The organism is Blastococcus saxobsidens, assembly GCF_010682065.1.
Classification (GTDB): Bacteria; Actinomycetota; Actinomycetes; order Mycobacteriales; family Geodermatophilaceae; genus Blastococcus; species Blastococcus saxobsidens_B.
Map to the genome: position 1 here is coordinate 18719 of NZ_JAAGWG010000004.1, position 15487 is coordinate 34205.

A 15487-nucleotide genomic window follows, 5' to 3' on the forward strand; every position below is an offset into this window, starting at 1 on the left:
GAGGGCCTTCGACCTGCGTGGACCTGCTACTGCACCGGACGGCGGTGGGCGAGGACCCAGCCGGCCACGGAGGCGACGACGACCCAGCCGGTCAGGATGAGGATCGAGCGCGTCTCCTCCGATCCCTGGCTCAGCAGCATGGCCGCGTGGGCGGGGTCGACGGCGTCGCCCAGCTCCGGCTTGCCGACCCGCACCAGCGGGAGCACCCCCAGGACCAGCAGGTAGAGCGTGGTCAGCGCGGCCGTCGTGTTCGCCGTCGCCGCCCCGATGCCGGCGCCGATCACCGCGAACACCGCACCGGCGGCCACGGTGGCGACCACCGACTGCTGCCATCCGGTCCAGTTGAGGTCGTCGACGCCCACCAGGGCGATCACCCCGATGGACGCGGCCGCCGCCACCGCCGCGAACGCCGCACCCAGCAGCGCGACGGCTCCGGCCTTCGCCGTGAGCACCCGGCCGCGCTGCGGCACCAGCAGGTAGGTCGTCTGCACGGTCCCGTGGGTCCACTCCCCCGCGGTGGAGACGACGCCCAGGGCCAGCATCACCAGCCCGGTCATCATCGCGACGACGCCCATCGGGCCGGCCACCCAGCCGAACTCGGCGTCCAGCGCGGCCAGCGCCAGCCCGACCGGGCCCATCAGCACCGCGGCGGTGGCGAAGGCCTTGCCCGAGCGGTGGGACAGCGACTTGCGCATCTCGAGGCCGACCAGCGTCGGCAGTGACGGAGCGGTCCGGCGCACGGGGACGTCGGAGCGCGGGGCGGTCAGTGTCAGGGTCGTGGTCATGTCGGGGCTCCTCACGAGGCCGAGGTGAGCTGGAAGAAGAGGTCCTCGAGGCCGCGCTGCACCGGGCGCAGGTCGACCAGGACGTGACCGCCTGCGGCGGCCACCGCTCCGACGGCGGCAGGATGGGCGCCGGGGACGAGCAGCGCGCCGTCGTCCCCGGGTTCCACGTGGAACCCACCCGCCTCCAGGGCGGCCGCCAGGCCGACGGGGTCCAGCGCCCGCACGGCCGCGCCGTCGGCACCCAGGAGGGACGCCACCGGGCCGTCGGCGACGATCCGGCCGCCGCCGATCACCAGCAGCCGATCGACCGTGTGCTCGACCTCGCCCAGCAGGTGCGAGGAGAGCAGCACCGTGCCGCCCCGTGCCGCGTGGCCGCGCAGCAGGTCGCGCATCCAGCGGATGCCCTCCGGGTCCAGGCCGTTGACCGGCTCGTCGAACATCAGCACCGGCGGGTCGGCCAGCAGCGCGCCGGCGATGCCGAGCCGCTGCCGCATGCCGAGCGAGTAGCCGCCCACGCGCCGTCCGGCGGCGTCGGCGAGCCCCACCATCGACAGCACCTCGTCCACCCGTGACGCAGGCGCACCGATCGCCGTCGCCAGCAGTGCCAGGTGGGTCCGGCCGGTGCGGCCGGGGTGCACGGCACCGGCGTCGAGCAGAGTGCCGACGACGGCCCCGGGGTTGGGCAGCTCGGGATACGGCCGCCCCTCGACGGTCGCGGTGCCCGACGACGCCGGCACGAGGCCGGTCATCATGCGCATCGTCGTCGTCTTGCCCGCGCCGTTCGGGCCGAGGAAGCCGGTGACCGTGCCGGGTTCGAGGGTGAACGAGACGTCGTCGACGACGGTCCGTTCGCCGTACCTCTTGGTCAGTCCGCTGACCGTGATCATGGGAGCCTCCGCAGCTCGTCGGGTGGTGACCACGAATCTGCCGAGGAGGCGGGGCCCCGCGCGTCGGCCGCGGGGAGCGACCTGGGGTCGCCGGACGGCGGAGCGCCGTCATCCGAAAGTCGATCCAGGAGTCCACTCGCGGGCGACCCGCCAGGACCGCGCCGGGAAATACGCTCCGGCCATGAGGGTCCGCGACCGCCTGTGGCCGGGTCTCGGCGCGCGCGGGGTCTGGCTCGAGCTGCACGTGGCCGTCTCCTGCGCGGCGGTGGTCGCCTTCGAGGTGGCCGCCCTCAACCCCGGCCCGCTCGGCTCGCTCCTGCTGGTCCTCGTCGCGGTGCTGCTCGGCTTCCTCCTTCTCCTCCTGCGCCGGCGGGCTCCACTGGTCCCCTTCGGCGTCGGCGCCGCGCTCGCCGCGATCGACATCTCCACCGGCCTGCTGGTCACCTCCTACGCCGTCGCGCGGTACGTGGGCTCGTGGCGCATCCGCGCGGCAGCCGGCGTGCTCGGCGGCCTGGCCGCGCTGCAGCCGTGGGACCACGACACCTTCAACGAGTGGCTCGCCGGCGGCGCCACCGCCGCGCTGCTCGTCGTCCTCCCCGGGGCGCTGGGGGTGTGGCAGCGCACCCGGCTGCAGCTCCTGGCGGCGCTGCGCGACCGGGCCGAGCGCGCCGAGGCCGAGCGGGAGCTGCTGGCTCGCGACGCCGTGCTGACCGAGCGCACCCGGATCGCGCGGGAGATGCACGACGCCGTCGGGCACCGGGTGAGCCTCATGGCGTTGCAGGCCGGCGCCATCGAGATGGCCGCGGGCGATCCCGCGCGCGTCGAGCAGCTGGCCCGGCAGGTGCAGGACGCCGGACGGCAGGCGCTCGACGAGCTGCGGCAGATGGTCGGCGTGCTGCGCGCGGAGGACATCGACGACCAGGCGCCGCTGGGCCCGCAGCCGGGCCTCGACGACCTGCCCGCGCTGCTCGCCCGGGCCCGCGAGGCCGGGCTGTCGGTGCGGCTCACCGGGCAGACCGGGGTGCCGGTCGACGCCGCCGTGGGGCGCGCGGCCTACCGGGTCGTGCAGGAGGCCCTGACCAACGCCGGCAAGCACGCCCCCGGCGCGGACGTGCAGGTGTGCGTGGCGCACGCCGAGGGTCAGCTGGTCGTCGAGGTGCTCAACGGGCCGGCGTCGCGGATCGGCGCGCCTGCGCCCGGCGGCGGCTACGGGCTGGTGGGGCTGGGGGAACGGGTGCGCACCCTGGGCGGCCGGCTGACCGCGGAACCGAGGTTGGACGGTGGCTTCCGGGTCGAGGCGGTGCTGCCGACGTGAGCATCCGGGTCCTGATCGTCGACGACGAGGAGCTCGTGCGGTTCGGCCTGCGCACGGTGCTGGAGGCGGCGGGCGGCTTCACGGTGGTGGGCGAGGCGGGCAACGGCGCCGACGGGGTGACCGCTGCCCGCGAGCTCCGCCCGGACGTCGTGCTCACCGACATCCGCATGCCCGTGATGGACGGATTGGAGGCGACCAGGCGCATGCTGGCCCTGCCGGAGCCGCCGCAGGTCGCCGTCCTCACCACCTTCCACGTGGACGAGTACGTCCACGCCGCCCTGGCCGCGGGCGCCGCCGGCTTCCTGCTCAAGGACACGCCGCCCCGGGAGATCGCCGCCGCCGTCCGGTCCGTCGCCGACGGGACCGCCACCCTCTCCCCGAAGGTGACCGCGGCGCTCATCGACGCCTACGTCGACCGCCGGGCCGCGCCGCGGCGGGCGGAGGCCCTGCGCAGGGTCGCAAGCCTGTCGGAGCGCGAGCGGGAGGTGCTCACCCTGCTGGGCAGCGGTGGGTCGAACGCCGAACTGGGGAAGCGGCTGTTCGTCAGCGAGGCGACGGTGAAGACCTACGTGTCCCGGCTGCTCACCAAGCTCGACCTCGCCAACCGCACGCAGGCCGCCATCCTCGCCCACGAGGCCGGGCTGCTGGAGGGCTGACCGCCGGGCCCGCTCGCCCCGAGCGGCTCCCGACCGGGAGGCGGTCAGGGGCCGAGCAGCCGCCGGGTCTGCCGGCCGCGGGCGACCAGCGCTCCGTCCTCGGCCCGCAGCTCGACGTCGTCGATCGCCACGTCCGCGTCGCACCACACGGTCCGCTGGTCGATCCGCACCCATGCGCCCGGCTCCGGCGCCGGACGCGCCAGGTGCGCGGTGAGCTCGACGGTCGGCATGGCCGCCGGCACGGTGCGGACGGCGAACAGCGACGGCGGCAGCGCGTCGAGCAGCAGCCCGAGCTGCACCAGCGGCTCCAGCTCGACACCCCGGATGCGCGCCCACGCGTGCAGCCGCGGCTCGGTGCCCCCACCCAGCGGCCGGGTGGCGCCCAACGCCCGGACCTCGATGTGCTCGGCGACCGGCACGTAGTCGCGCGGCAGCTCGACCGGCTCCCCGTCGGCGACCTGCGGCAGCTCGTCCGGTGCCCAGTGCTCGATCCCGGGGGTGGCCGGGCGGGCGAGGGTGAGCGTCTGGGCCGACGCGAGCAGGACCCGGTCCTGGGTGAGCCCGCTGCGGATGCTCCCGGTGCGGCCGCTGCGATCGGCTGCCGCCGTCACCACCGATTCGACGCCGGTCGCCACGCCGCCGAGCAGGTGGGCGGTCACCGCGCGCGGGGCCGCGCCCGCGAGGTCGGCCGCCGCCTGGAGCAGGTGGCCCACGACCAGCCCGCCCTGGGTGCTGGTGAACGAGCGCCAGGTAGGGCCGAAGACGAGGCCGGTCCGCTCGAGGGTGGCCGGGGTGGCGAGATCCATGGGGTCCTCCGGGCGACGACTGGTTGGTTCGATATTCGAACCGGGTGCGACAGACGCTACACGAGTCGGTTCGGTATGCGAACCTGATGGCATGGCGACCCGACTGGACGAGCTCCCGGGCAGGCGCTGCTCCATCGCCGGCGCCCTCGACGTCGTCGGCGACCGGTGGGCCCTGCTGATCGTCCGAGAGGTCTCACTGGGCGCTCACCGGTTCAGCGAGATCCTGCGCGGAACCGGAGCACCCCGGGAGCGGCTGACCGCGCGGCTGAACGCCCTGGTGGGTGCCGGGGTGCTGGAGCGGCGCGAGTACAGCCAGAACCCGCCGCGCGCGGACTACCACCTGACCCGATCCGGTCTCGACCTGCTGCCGGTGCTCCAGGCGCTCATGCAGTGGGGCGACCGGCACGTCGCCGACACCCCGCCGGTCGAGCTGCACCACCACGGGCACCGCATCGCCGCCTCGTGGGTGTGCGACGTCTGCGGCGAACGGATCGGTCGGGAGACCGAGCGCCACGTGCCCGACCACAGCGAGCCGGGGCACGGGCCGCTTCCCCGCTGACCCGAGCGGTTGGTGGAATGCTCAACCACTTGCCCCGTGTTGCCCCGGCACGCACTCGACGACGGAGGCACAGACATGGCACGGATCAGCGTGTTCGGCGGAACCGGTTACGCAGGCAGCAACATCGCGACCGAGGCGGTCCGGCGCGGCCACACGGTCACGTCCGTCAGCCGGAGCGTCCCCGAGCAGCCGCTCGACGGCGTCACCTACCTGACCGGCTCGCTGCTCGACGCCGACATCCGCGCGAAGGCCCTGGCCGAGGCCGACGTCGTCGTGGTGGCCGTCGCACCCCGTGGCGACATGGCGGGCTCGGTCCAGCCCGGCATCGCGGCGCTGATCGCCGACGCCGAGCAGGCCGGGGTGCGCCTCGGCGTCATCGGTGGCGCCGGCTCGCTGCACGTCGCCGAGGGTGGCCCGCTGCTCTTCGACACCCCCGACTTCCCGGCCGAGTACCGCCCCGAGAGCCTCGAGATGGCCGCCGCCCTCGACGACCTCCGGGCCGCGCCCGAGACGCTCGACTGGTTCTACCTCTGCCCGCCGGCCGCCTTCGGCGGCTTCGCGCCGGGCGAGCGCCGCGGCACGTACCGGGTCGCCGACGACGTGCTGCTGACCGACGACGAGGGCACCTCCTTCATCGGCGGCGAGGACTTCGGTGCCGCCGTCGTCGACGAGATCGAGCAGCCCGCGCACCGGCGCGCCCGCTTCACCGTCGCCTACTGACGTTCCCGCGGGAACGCCCGCGCAAGGCGCGCACCTTGCCGACGTTCCCGCGGGAACGCCACCGTCCGTCGCGGTCCGAGCCGTGGCCTCTGCGCGTGGGCCTGGAGCGTTTCGCCTTCGTCCTCCAGGAGATCGAGCAGCCCGCGCACCGGCGCGCCCGCTTCACCAACGCCGACTGACATTCCCGCGGGAACGCCCGCGCAAGGCGCTCACCTTGCCGGCGTTCCCGCGGGAACGCCGGCCGGTACCAGCACTACCGCCCCGACTGCTGTTGCCGAGCCGCGCCGCCTCTGCCAGCGTTCGGCACCATGGCCGAGCCCACGCGAGCCGGGGCCGCCCCAGCACCCGTTCCCGGGGACGGCCCGTCGGAGTTCGTCGAGCAGATGTACCTCGCCGTCGTCGAGGAGCACTGGCTCTGGGAGGTCCCCCTGGGCCTGTCCGACGGGCACGGCGGCTACGAGCACGGCCCCTGGGACCCGGCGGAGTGCTCCCGCCAGCTGCTCGCCTGGTTCGACGCCGGGCTGGTCGAGCTCTACACCGACCCCCCGGACGACGCCCCGCGCCCGCAGAACGTCGCCGAGTGGCGCGCGTGGCACCAGGGCCGCTACCGCGTCGAGGACGGGCCGGGCATCGCCCGCGCCGTCCTGGCCGACCCGTCGCGCTGGACCGGCAGCCCCGGCGACGGTTTCCTGCGCCTCGCCCCGACCGATGCCGGCATGGCGCCCGACGCCGCCTGGGTCTGAGACCTCAGCCGGCGACGAGCAGCGGCACGCCGGTCTCCCGCTCGGACACCTGCCACAGCACGTCGATCTGCTTCCGCAGGTCGAACCGGCGCAGGATCGGCCGGCGCACCGGCGGGCCGTGCGAGCCGAACCGGGGCGCGTACAGCTCCCCGCCGCGGGCGCCCGGGTCGGTGGCGGCGCGCAGCTGCGGCCTGGCGCCCTCCAGCGGCGTCATCCCCGAGCGGGCCGTCATCGCGTGCGCGATGGCCCCGATCCAGCCGGCGCCACCCTCGCGCACCGTCCGCGCCTGCAGGTCGGTGTTCGACAGCCCCGGGTGCGCGATCAGGCTCTGCGCGCCCACCCCGGCCCGCTCGAACTGCTGCTGCAGCCCGAGCCCGAAGTGGTAGTTGGCCATCTTGGCCCGCGCGTAGGAGCCCCACGCCCGGTACTTCCGCGTCATGTGCGGGTCGGCCGGGTCCAGCGGGCCGCCCATGAACCGCGCGGTGCTGGTCACCGTCACCACCCGCGCCGAGTCGCTCCGCAGCAGCGCCGGCAGCAGGTGCGCGGTGAACGCCCAGTGCCCCAGGTGGTCGACGCCGAGCTGCATCTCGAACCCGTCGACCGTCGTCCGCTGCGGCATCGCCATCACGCCGGCGTTGTTGACCAGCAGGTCGAGCCGCTCGTGCCGCGCCAACACCGTCTCGGCGGCGGTCTGCACGCCAGCGAGGTCGCCGAGGTCCAGCGGCACCACCTCGAGGGAGGCCGCGGGGTAGCGCTCGGCGATCCGCGCCACCGCCGCCGTCGTCTTCTGGGGGTCGCGGGCGGCCACCACCACGTGCGCGCCCGCGCCGGTCAGCGCGAGCGCCGTCTGGAAGCCGAGCCCGCCGTTGGCGCCGGTCACCACCGCCGTGCGTCCGTTGAGGTCGGGGATGTCCTTCTCGGTCCAGGTCACGCCTCGATCCTCCCCGACGGAGGCCGGCAAAGGCGATTGCGCAGGAGAAGACCCCTTGGATGCCCCCGAGGGGTACTTCTGGGCGCAACCGGTTCAGGGCAGGCGGCCGGTGGCCTTCAGCTCCACCGCGGTCAGGACCTCCCAGCGGATCGCCGAGCTGCCCGGCCGCACGAACCGCCAGTAGCGGTCGAAGCGGCGGCGGACCTCCGCGTCGGTCGACATCACCCGCGTCTCCGAGCTCAGCTCCGTGCCGCCGTTCCGCGGCGTCAGCCGGAAGTCCATCGCCGCCTTCACCCACCCGCGCTGGGTGAACCGGCGGAAGTGCTCGGCGTCCAGGACCGGTCCGCCCTCCCCGCCGGACGGCCGCCAGGCCTGGAGCGCGCCGCCGAACACCACCGCCGTCGGCGCCTCCGAGCCCAGCAGCGGCACCGGCAGCGCGTCGAGGAAGGCCCGGTCGTGCAGCTGGCCGACGCCGCCACCGGACAGCACCACCGGGAGGAACCGCGCGGCCGAGAGCGCGAGCGTCACCGGCAGCTCGGACAGCCGGACGGCGTGCAGCGCCTCCCACACCACCGGCGGTGGGGCGGCGATCCACCGCGACTGCCGGGTCACGTGCTCCGGGCGCGGCAGGACGTCGTCGAGTTCCACGTCCCGCTACCTATCCCACCTGGTCAGCCGGCACGCATGCGGCGGCACGGGTCACCCTGGCGGCGGCCCCTCCGGTCTCAGCCGAGGGCGTCGTAGACGGCGCGGACGTAGGCCTCGCTGCGCGGTGAACCGACGAGCCCGCCGCCCATCCGGTTCATCATGTAGCTGATCGTCAGCCGCCGGTCGAGGTCGCAGACCACCAGCGAGCCACCCCAGCCGCCCCAGAAGAAGGTGCGGCCCTCCGGCACGTAGGGCACCGTCGGCGAGCCGAGGCAGAAGCCCATCCCCCAGCGGAACGGCGCCCCCAGCACCAGGTCCACGCCGTCGGCCTGCTGGTCGAAGACCTTCTCCACGGTCTCCGGCGACAGGAGCCGCACGCCGCCGGCGGAGCCGCCCAGCGAGAGCGTGCGCAGCACCTTCATCACGCCGCGGGCGTTCGAGTGCCCGTTCAGCGCGCCGAGGTCGGCGGCCCGCCACTCCGGTGTGTTGGCCGCGCCCGCCTTCGCCGTCGGACCGGTGAAGGTCTTCACGCCCACCGACTCGGGGTCCAGCGTGCGCGGGTCGACGTCGGGCGGCGGCGGGGGCACCACCGGCGCGATCCGGGACACCTCGGACTCCCGGGCCCCGATCTGGAAGTCCGCGCCCAGCGGGTCGGCGATGTTGTCGGCCACGAACTTCTTGAACGTCGTGTTGGTGATCCGCCGGATCACCTCGCCGACCAGGTGCCCCTGGTTGTTGGCGTGGTAGCCCGAGGCCGTGCCCGGCTCCCACCAGGGCCGCTGCTGGGCCAGCTTCTCGGTGGCCGACGGCCAGTCGTACATGTCGCGGATGGAGAACGGCTGCTCCCAGCCCGAGACCCCCGAGGTGTGCGAGAGCAGGTGCCGCACCTGGACGTGCTTCTTGCCCTTGGCGCAGAACTCGGGCCAGTAGTCGCCCACCGGCGCGTAGAGGTCCAGCTCGCCGCGCTCCACCAGCATCAGTGCGGCCAGCGACAGCACGCACTTCGTCGTCGACCAGACGTTGACGATCGTGTGCTCCGACCAGGGCTGCGTCCGCGCCTCGTCCCGGTAGCCGCCCCACAGGTCCACGACGGTCTCCCCGTCCAGGTCGACGGCGACCGACGCCCCCAGCTCCTCGCCGTCCAGCTGCTGCGCGAGCGCCTCCCGCACCCCGGTGAACCGCTCGTCGCACTGCCCGTGGACCTCGGCCATCAGCCCCCCTCGCTCCGGGCACGACGTCGTCGGCGTGCCTCGCCGACGATCACATCACGGCGGATGGGGCGTCGCAGCACCGTCGCGCCCGGCATGATTCCCGGGCGCGGACGCGCGACGGACACGGAGGGACGGTGCGACGGTGGTCGGATTCCTCGGCCGGCTGTTCGGACGAGCGGACGACGCCGGGCCCGAGATCCCCGGCATGGTCCCCACCGGGCGGCGCCGGTGGACGGGGCGGCCGCCGGCTCCCGCAGCGGACGGCGCCGACGTGCGGGCGGCGATGCACCTCGCGGTGCGGCACGACACCTGGCTGTTCGACGTCCACGAGGGCGACTTCGTCGACGGCACGGACATGTGGGGACCGTTCGAGCCGGCGGCCTGCTCGGAGGTGCTGCTCCGCTGGTTCGACGCCGGCCTCGTCGAGCTGCGCCAGGACATCGACCACCCACCCGAGGCCTTCTACGACCCCTCGGTCGACCTCGACTACGACGTCGCCGACCTGCCGCTGGTCCCGCCCGGGGCCGCGCGGGCCCTGCTGGCCGACCCTGGTCGCTGGACCGACGCGACGCCCGACGGCTTCGCCGTTCCCCTGCCGACCGAGCTGGGCCGGCGCACACCCCCCGCCGAGTGGCCGTGAGCCCGGGCAACGACTCGGCAACGACATCGCCCCGGGGCACCTGAACCGTCCGGCCCCACGGATAGGTTCCCGCCGATGATCAGGATCCGGTCGGCGCTGCGCCACCTGCGTCTCCGGCTGCTGCCGGTGCCGGGACAGGCGCTGGGGCTGGTCGCGCTCGTCGTCGTCCTCGCCAGCGCGCTGGTGTCCGCGCCGCTGATGGTCGCCGCCGCCGAGCAGGGTGCCTGGGAGCAGGAGCGCGACCGGCTGAGCGAGGCCGTGCTCGGCGCGACGCTGGGCACCACCACCCAGGCCCGCCGGCAGCGCACCTCCGACACCCGCATCAGCCGGGCCGTCGAGCTCGACGAGGCGATCAAGCAGGCGGCCCGCCGGGCCCGCGTCGACCAGGACGGCCTCGGGCTGCCGGAGACCATCGGCTTCCTGATGGACCCGATGATCGCCATCGGCCCGGAGGGGAGCGGCCCGGCCCAGCTGGTGTTCCGCACCGGCGCGTTCGACGGGGTGGAGGTCGTCGCGGGGTCGGCCAGCAGCACCGGCGTGCTCATCCCGCAGCGCATGGCCGAGCGGACCGGCCTCGGCCCCGGCGACCGGTTGCCGGTCACGCCCGCCGAGCGGCCGGGCGGGGCGGAGCTGGTCGTCGGCGGCGTCTACGCCGACCTCGTGGCGCCCCTGCCGGCGAGCTGGCAGCAGCACAGCTTCCTGTTCCTCCCCCGGCTCGACGAGCGCAGCGGCAACCTCGTGTACCCACCCCCGGTCGTGCTCGCCTCGCGGGACACCGCCGTGACCACCGCGGCGGCCCTCGAGGAGCACCTGTTCCTGGAGTGGTTCCTCCCGCTGGAGCCGGGCCTGCCGGTCGAGACCGCCCGCGACGCCGTGGGCGCCGGCGAGCGGATGCAGGCCGCGCTCGCCTCGCCGGAGTCCGAGCTCTCCCGACTGGTCGAGGAGGAGGGCTACCAGACGCCGGTGGGCCGGTCCGCCCTCCCAGCGGTGCTGGACACCGTCGACACCACGGTCACGCTGCTCGAGCCGCCGGTGCGCGCGGTCGGCATCGGTGGCGGCGCCGCCGCGCTGGTGCTGGTGGGCGCCTGGGCCGGGCAGCGCATGCGCCGCCGCGAGGACGAGCTCCGCTCCCTGGTCGCCCGCGGCCTCTCCCCCGCCCGCGGGGCCGGCGTGGCCGCCCGCGAGGCCCTGCTGCCCGTGCTCGTGGGGCTGGCCGCCGGCGGCGCGATCGGCTGGCTGCTGGTGCAGCGGCTCGGCCCGGGCGACACGTTCCCGCCCGGCGTCCTCGGGCGGTCGCTGGTGGTCCTGGCGGCGGGCGGGGTCTCCGCGCTGGCCGTCGTCGCCGTCGTGACCGCCGTCCTGATCACCCGGCTGGACTCCATCGGCAGCGGGCCGGCCGCCCAGCTGCTCGGCCGGGTGCCGTGGCTGGCGGTCACCGCCGTGCTCGCCGTCGTCGCCGCCGTGCCGCTGCTCACCGCGGAGCCCGCGGAGGAGGGCCGCGGGGTCGACGTGCTCACCCTCGTCGTGCCGCTGCTGATCACGATGGTCGTCGCCGGAGCGCTGACCGCGGTGCTCCCCCGGCTGGCCGAGCTGCTCGGCGACCGCCTCCGCCGGCTGCCCGTGGGCCCGTTCCTCGCTGCCCGGCGGGTGCTCGCCGGGCAGGGGGCCGCCCGGCTGGTGGTGGTGACGACGGCGCTGTCGCTGGGCCTCGTCGTCTACGCCGGGGCGCTCGGCTCCTCCACCGACCGGACGATCGCGACCAAGGCGGCCGTGGCCACCGGCAGCGACGTCGTCGTCCCGCTGGGTGCGGACACCACCGGCCGGGAGCTGCCGGCCGACGCCATGGTGGTCGGCGTCGAGCGGGAGACGACGCTGCTGCCCGGCGACGCCCGGGTGAACGTGCTGGTCGTCCGGCCGGAGAAGGTCGCCGGCGTCGTCCGCTGGGACGCCGGCCTCGCCGACCGCCCGCTGGAGGAGCTGATGGACGCGCTGGCCGGCGCCGACGGTCCGCGTGTGCCGGTGCTGATCGCCGGGGACGTGGCCGACGGCCTGGTGGAGGGCACCGGGGGAGAGGTCACCCTCGACTTCGGCTACTACTCGCTGCCCGCGCAGGTCGTCGGGCGGGCCGAGGCCTTTCCCGGGCAGAGCTCCAGCGAGCCGCTCGTCGTCGCCGAGTGGGACGCCTACCTCGCCGCCGTCGAGGACGCCGGGCGCGACCCCGCCCTGGTGCTGGCCCGCGAGGCCTGGGCGCGGGGCGAGCCCGAGGGCGTCCTGGAGACGCTCGCCGCCGCGGGCTACGTGCCGTCGGCCCAGGACCGGCTGACGACGGCCGACGCGTTCGCCGCCCGCCCCGAGCTCACCGCGCAGACCTGGTCGCTGGACTACCTGCGCGCCGTCGCCCTGGCCGCCGGCGTGCTGGGGCTGGTCGGCGTCACGATGCACGCCGTCGCCCAGCAGCGGCGGCGCACCGTTGCCGGCCTGCTGCTGCGCCGGATGGGCATGACGCGCCGGGCCGCCGACGTCTCCGCGGGCCTGGAGATCGGGCTGCTCGCCGGGCTCGCCGCGCTGGTCGCCGTCGCCGTCGCGCTGCCCGCCTCGGCCCTGGTGCTCCGGGTGCTGGACCCGGTGCCCGCGCTCGAGCCCGAGGCGGTGTTCGCGGTCCCGTGGGGCAGCATCGCCGCGGTGGGCGGCGGCGTCGTGCTCGTCACCGTCGTCGGCTCCTGGCTGGTCGGCCGGACCGCCCGGCGGGCCACCGGAGGACAGGTGATGCGCGATGCGACATGACGCGACCCCCGCGGCGACCTGTGAAGGACTGGTCCGCATCTACTGGTCGCCCAGCGGCGAGGTGCACGCGCTCAAGGGCGTGGACGCGGTCGTCCCCGCCGGGCGGCTGACCGCCATCACCGGCCCCTCGGGATCGGGCAAGAGCTCGTTGCTGAAGATCCTCGCCGCGCAGGACCGGCCCACCGCCGGGCGCGCCGAGGTGGCCGGCCACCCGCTCACCGGCCTGTCGGCCCGGCGGCTGCGGGCGCTGCGGCGCCGGCACATCGGCTACGTCTTCGCCCGCCCCCCGCAGAACCTGCTGCCGCACCTCACCGGGCACGAGCACCTGGCGATGGCCGCCCGCTTCCGCGGCGTCGGCCGCGCCGAGGCCCGGCGCGAGGGCGCCGAGCTGCTGGACCTGCTCGGCATCGCCGACCGCGCCGACCACCTGCCCGGCCAGCTCTCCGGCGGCGAGCAGCAGCGGCTGGCGTTCGCCCAGGCGGTGATCGGCCGGCCGGCGCTGGTCGTCGCCGACGAGCCCACCAGCGAGCTGGACAGCGCCACCACCGCCGACCTCCTCAGCGCCGTCTCCGAGCTCACCCGCACCGGTACCACCGTCGTCATGGCCACGCACGACCCGCTGGCCGCGGCCGCCGCCGACCAGGTGATCCATCTGCGCTCGGGCGCGGTCTCCCACGAGGAGGTGGCCGGCCGCCGGCTGGCGGTCATCGACGGCGACGGCCGGCTGCAGCTGCCCGAGGAGGCGCTGGCCCGGTTCGCCGCCCGGCGCGTGCTCATCGACGTCACCGACGACGGCGTCGTCCTGCGGGAGCCCTCGTGAGCGCCGCGCTGCGGGGGACCGGCCTGTCCAAGAGCTACCGGCGGGGCAGCGAGCAGGTGCACGCCCTGAGCGGGGTCGGCATCGAGGTGCGGGCCGGCGAGATGGTCGCGCTGCTCGGCCGGTCCGGCTCCGGCAAGACCACGCTGCTCAACTGCCTGCTCGGCTGGGAGACCCCCGACGCCGGCGAGGTGTCCGTCCCGGGCGCGGGCGCGCCGGAGAGCGCCGCGTGGACGACGGTCGCCGTCGTCCCCCAGCGGTTCGGTCTGCTGGACGAGCTGACGCTGGCCGACAACGTGGCGATGCCGGCACGGCTGGCCGGGCTGCCCGATCCGCACGCCGCCGCGCTCGGCGCCCTGGAGACCCTGCGGCTGGCCCACCTGGCCGCCCGCATGCCCGACGAGGTCTCCCTCGGCGAGCAGCAGCGCACCGCCCTGGCCCGGGCGCTCGTCGTCCGCCCGGCGTTCCTCGTGGCCGACGAGCCCACCGGCCGGCTGGACGAGGACCTCACCGCCCACGTGCTGGGCACGCTGCGCGAGCACTGCGCGGCCACCGGCTGCGGCGTGCTGCTGGCCAGCCACGACCCGGTGGTCATCGCCTCCGCGGACCGGGTGGTGCGGCTGCACGACGGCCGCGTCGTCCCCGGCTGACCGCCGCCGGCGGGAGCCAGCCCCATCCGGCCGGGTGAATCCGCTCCAGAGCCGACCTGCCCCGGCCGATCAGGGGGAGACGGCACGACGGAGGGAGGCACGTGAGCAGGGGACGCTCGGCAGCGGAGCAGCAGATCGCCGACCTGCTGCACACCGCGCGCAAGTCCCTCCGCCTCAGCGTCGCGTTCCTGAGCCGGCTCGACGGCACCACCCAGCACCTGGAGGTCGTGGACACCTCGGTGCCGTTCCTCTTCCAGGAGGGCTACCAGCAGCGCCAGGAGGTCACCCTCTGCCAGGCGATCCTGGACCGGAAGCTCCCGCAGGTCGTGCCGAACCTCAAGGACTTCCCCGAGGCGATGAAGCTCCCGGCCGCCCGCATGCCGCGGCTGCGCAGCTACGTCTCGGTGCCGGTCACCCTCAGCGACGGCAGCCTCTACGGCACCTTCTGCGCCGCCGGGCTCACCACCGACAAGGACCTCACCACGCGCGACAAGGCGCTGATGGACGTGCTCGCCTCGGCCGCCGCCGTGATCATCGAGCCGGAGGTCCGATCGCAGGAACGCCGGGAGGAGATCACCGCCCGCCTCGACCCGCTGATCGCCGCCGGCGGGCCCACCGTCGTGCTGCAGCCGATCATCGCCCTCGCCACCGGGCAGCGCGTGGGCGCCGAGGCGCTCAGCCGCTTCCCCGGGGACTGGGGCATGGCACCCGACGTCTGCTTCGCCGAGGCGCACAGCATCGGCGCGGGCCACCGGCTGGAGGTGCTCGCCCTGGAGCGGGCGGCCACCCTGCTCGACCGGGTCGAGGGCTACGTCGCCATGAACGTCTCCCCCGCCACGCTGCTCACCGACGAGTGCGGCGAGCTGCTGGCCCGGCTGCCGCTGCACCGGATCCTGCTCGAGCTCTCCGAGCACGACCAGGTCGAGGACTACGCGGCGCTGACCGCCGCCCTGGCCCCGCTGCGCGCCGCCGGCCTGCGGCTGGCCATCGACGACGTCGGTGCCGGCTTCTCCTCGCTGCGGCACATCGTGGTCACCGCACCCGACGTGATCAAGATCGACCGCAGCATCGTCACCGGTCTGGACACCGACCCGGTGCTGGCCAAGCTGGTCGCCTCGCTGGCGGAGTTCGCGCACGGCTGCGACGTCCAGGTCGTCGCCGAGGGCGTCGAGACCGCCGCGGAGCACAGCAGGCTGCGCGAGCTGGGCGTCGACCACGGGCAGGGCTGGCACTTCGGTCGCCCGGGACCGCCCGAGGCGCTGCGCGCCGCGGACGCACCCCGCGTCCCGGCCCCCCGCCGAGCGCTCCGCGCCGCCGCCGAGGTCTGACCCCGCC

The 15487-nt window shown here is 75.4% G+C and carries 17 protein-coding genes; 11 read left to right on the top strand and 6 right to left on the bottom strand.

Annotated elements, in window-relative coordinates:
- Positions 1-26: 26 nt before the first annotated feature.
- Positions 27-785 (bottom strand): ABC transporter permease subunit, encoded by a 759-nt coding sequence (locus tag GCU60_RS03225; protein ID WP_163202203.1) that lies wholly within the window; start codon positions 783-785, stop codon positions 27-29.
- Between the two features lie 11 nt (positions 786-796).
- A complete protein-coding gene (locus tag GCU60_RS03230; RefSeq protein ID WP_163202204.1) occupies positions 797-1672 on the bottom strand; it encodes an ABC transporter ATP-binding protein in 876 nt (291 codons plus the stop codon).
- A 181-nt stretch (positions 1673-1853) separates the two neighbouring features.
- Between GCU60_RS03230 and GCU60_RS03235 the strand changes: the two genes are divergently transcribed.
- A complete protein-coding gene (locus GCU60_RS03235; RefSeq protein WP_163202205.1) occupies positions 1854-2987 on the top strand; it encodes a sensor histidine kinase in 1134 nt (377 codons plus the stop codon).
- Positions 2984-3643, top strand: a complete 660-nt coding sequence (locus GCU60_RS03240; protein ID WP_163202206.1) for a response regulator — start codon at positions 2984-2986, stop codon at positions 3641-3643. The genes GCU60_RS03235 and GCU60_RS03240 overlap by 4 nt, the downstream gene beginning before the upstream one ends.
- A gap of 44 nt (positions 3644-3687) precedes the next feature.
- Here GCU60_RS03240 and GCU60_RS03245 read toward each other — a convergent pair whose 3' ends face one another.
- On the bottom strand, positions 3688-4449 hold the full coding sequence (locus GCU60_RS03245) for an acyl-CoA thioesterase domain-containing protein (protein WP_163202207.1): 762 nt from the start codon (positions 4447-4449) through the stop codon (positions 3688-3690).
- A 91-nt stretch (positions 4450-4540) separates the two neighbouring features.
- Between GCU60_RS03245 and GCU60_RS03250 the strand changes: the two genes are divergently transcribed.
- From GCU60_RS03250 to GCU60_RS03265, 4 genes are all read left to right on the top strand, one after another.
- A complete protein-coding gene (locus GCU60_RS03250; protein ID WP_163202208.1) occupies positions 4541-5008 on the top strand; it encodes a winged helix-turn-helix transcriptional regulator in 468 nt (155 codons plus the stop codon).
- A 75-nt stretch (positions 5009-5083) separates the two neighbouring features.
- A complete protein-coding gene (locus GCU60_RS03255) occupies positions 5084-5728 on the top strand; it encodes an NAD(P)-dependent oxidoreductase (protein ID WP_163202209.1) in 645 nt (214 codons plus the stop codon).
- A 35-nt stretch (positions 5729-5763) separates the two neighbouring features.
- Positions 5764-5907 carry a hypothetical protein gene (locus GCU60_RS03260; RefSeq protein WP_163202210.1) on the top strand — a complete coding sequence of 48 codons (144 nt, stop codon included), beginning with the start codon at positions 5764-5766 and terminating at the stop codon, positions 5905-5907.
- Positions 5908-6036: 129 nt separating this feature from the next.
- Entirely contained in the window at positions 6037-6471 is a 435-nt protein-coding gene (locus GCU60_RS03265; protein ID WP_163202211.1) for a hypothetical protein, read from the top strand.
- 4 nt (positions 6472-6475) lie between these two features.
- On the opposite strand, the gene GCU60_RS03270 is transcribed toward GCU60_RS03265, so the two are convergent.
- The 3 genes from GCU60_RS03270 to GCU60_RS03280 form a co-directional block, all read right to left on the bottom strand.
- A complete protein-coding gene (locus tag GCU60_RS03270) occupies positions 6476-7402 on the bottom strand; it encodes an oxidoreductase (protein ID WP_163202212.1) in 927 nt (308 codons plus the stop codon).
- Between the two features lie 93 nt (positions 7403-7495).
- Complete coding sequence (locus tag GCU60_RS03275) at positions 7496-8050, bottom strand: hypothetical protein (RefSeq protein ID WP_163202213.1); 555 nt, start codon at positions 8048-8050, stop codon at positions 7496-7498.
- Between the two features lie 77 nt (positions 8051-8127).
- On the bottom strand, positions 8128-9261 hold the full coding sequence (locus GCU60_RS03280) for a serine hydrolase domain-containing protein (RefSeq protein ID WP_163202214.1): 1134 nt from the start codon (positions 9259-9261) through the stop codon (positions 8128-8130).
- Positions 9262-9403: 142 nt separating this feature from the next.
- Between GCU60_RS03280 and GCU60_RS03285 the strand changes: the two genes are divergently transcribed.
- From GCU60_RS03285 to GCU60_RS03305, 5 genes are all read left to right on the top strand, one after another.
- Positions 9404-9901: a hypothetical protein gene (locus tag GCU60_RS03285; protein ID WP_163202215.1), complete on the top strand. Its 498-nt coding sequence runs from the start codon at positions 9404-9406 to the stop codon at positions 9899-9901.
- A 75-nt stretch (positions 9902-9976) separates the two neighbouring features.
- Positions 9977-12685 carry an FtsX-like permease family protein gene (locus GCU60_RS03290; protein WP_163202216.1) on the top strand — a complete coding sequence of 903 codons (2709 nt, stop codon included), beginning with the start codon at positions 9977-9979 and terminating at the stop codon, positions 12683-12685.
- Entirely contained in the window at positions 12675-13505 is an 831-nt protein-coding gene (locus tag GCU60_RS03295; RefSeq protein WP_163202217.1) for an ABC transporter ATP-binding protein, read from the top strand. The genes GCU60_RS03290 and GCU60_RS03295 overlap by 11 nt, the downstream gene beginning before the upstream one ends.
- Positions 13502-14152, top strand: coding sequence for an ATP-binding cassette domain-containing protein (locus GCU60_RS03300; RefSeq protein ID WP_204261369.1), 651 nt, complete (start codon positions 13502-13504; stop codon positions 14150-14152). The genes GCU60_RS03295 and GCU60_RS03300 overlap by 4 nt, the downstream gene beginning before the upstream one ends.
- Positions 14153-14253: 101 nt before the next feature.
- Positions 14254-15480, top strand: coding sequence for an EAL domain-containing protein (locus GCU60_RS03305; RefSeq protein ID WP_163202218.1), 1227 nt, complete (start codon positions 14254-14256; stop codon positions 15478-15480).
- The last annotated feature ends 7 nt before the right edge of the window (positions 15481-15487 follow it).

Coding starts and splice junctions, on each gene's coding strand:
- GCU60_RS03225 (WP_163202203.1), bottom strand. CDS start 785: ATGACCACGACCCTGACACTGACCGCCCCGCGCTCCGACGTCCCCGTG.
- GCU60_RS03230 (WP_163202204.1), bottom strand. CDS start 1,672: ATGATCACGGTCAGCGGACTGACCAAGAGGTACGGCGAACGGACCGTC.
- GCU60_RS03235 (WP_163202205.1), top strand. CDS start 1,854: ATGAGGGTCCGCGACCGCCTGTGGCCGGGTCTCGGCGCGCGCGGGGTC.
- GCU60_RS03245 (WP_163202207.1), bottom strand. CDS start 4,449: ATGGATCTCGCCACCCCGGCCACCCTCGAGCGGACCGGCCTCGTCTTC.
- GCU60_RS03250 (WP_163202208.1), top strand. CDS start 4,541: ATGGCGACCCGACTGGACGAGCTCCCGGGCAGGCGCTGCTCCATCGCC.
- GCU60_RS03255 (WP_163202209.1), top strand. CDS start 5,084: ATGGCACGGATCAGCGTGTTCGGCGGAACCGGTTACGCAGGCAGCAAC.
- GCU60_RS03265 (WP_163202211.1), top strand. CDS start 6,037: ATGGCCGAGCCCACGCGAGCCGGGGCCGCCCCAGCACCCGTTCCCGGG.
- GCU60_RS03280 (WP_163202214.1), bottom strand. CDS start 9,261: ATGGCCGAGGTCCACGGGCAGTGCGACGAGCGGTTCACCGGGGTGCGG.
- GCU60_RS03290 (WP_163202216.1), top strand. CDS start 9,977: ATGATCAGGATCCGGTCGGCGCTGCGCCACCTGCGTCTCCGGCTGCTG.
- GCU60_RS03295 (WP_163202217.1), top strand. CDS start 12,675: ATGCGACATGACGCGACCCCCGCGGCGACCTGTGAAGGACTGGTCCGC.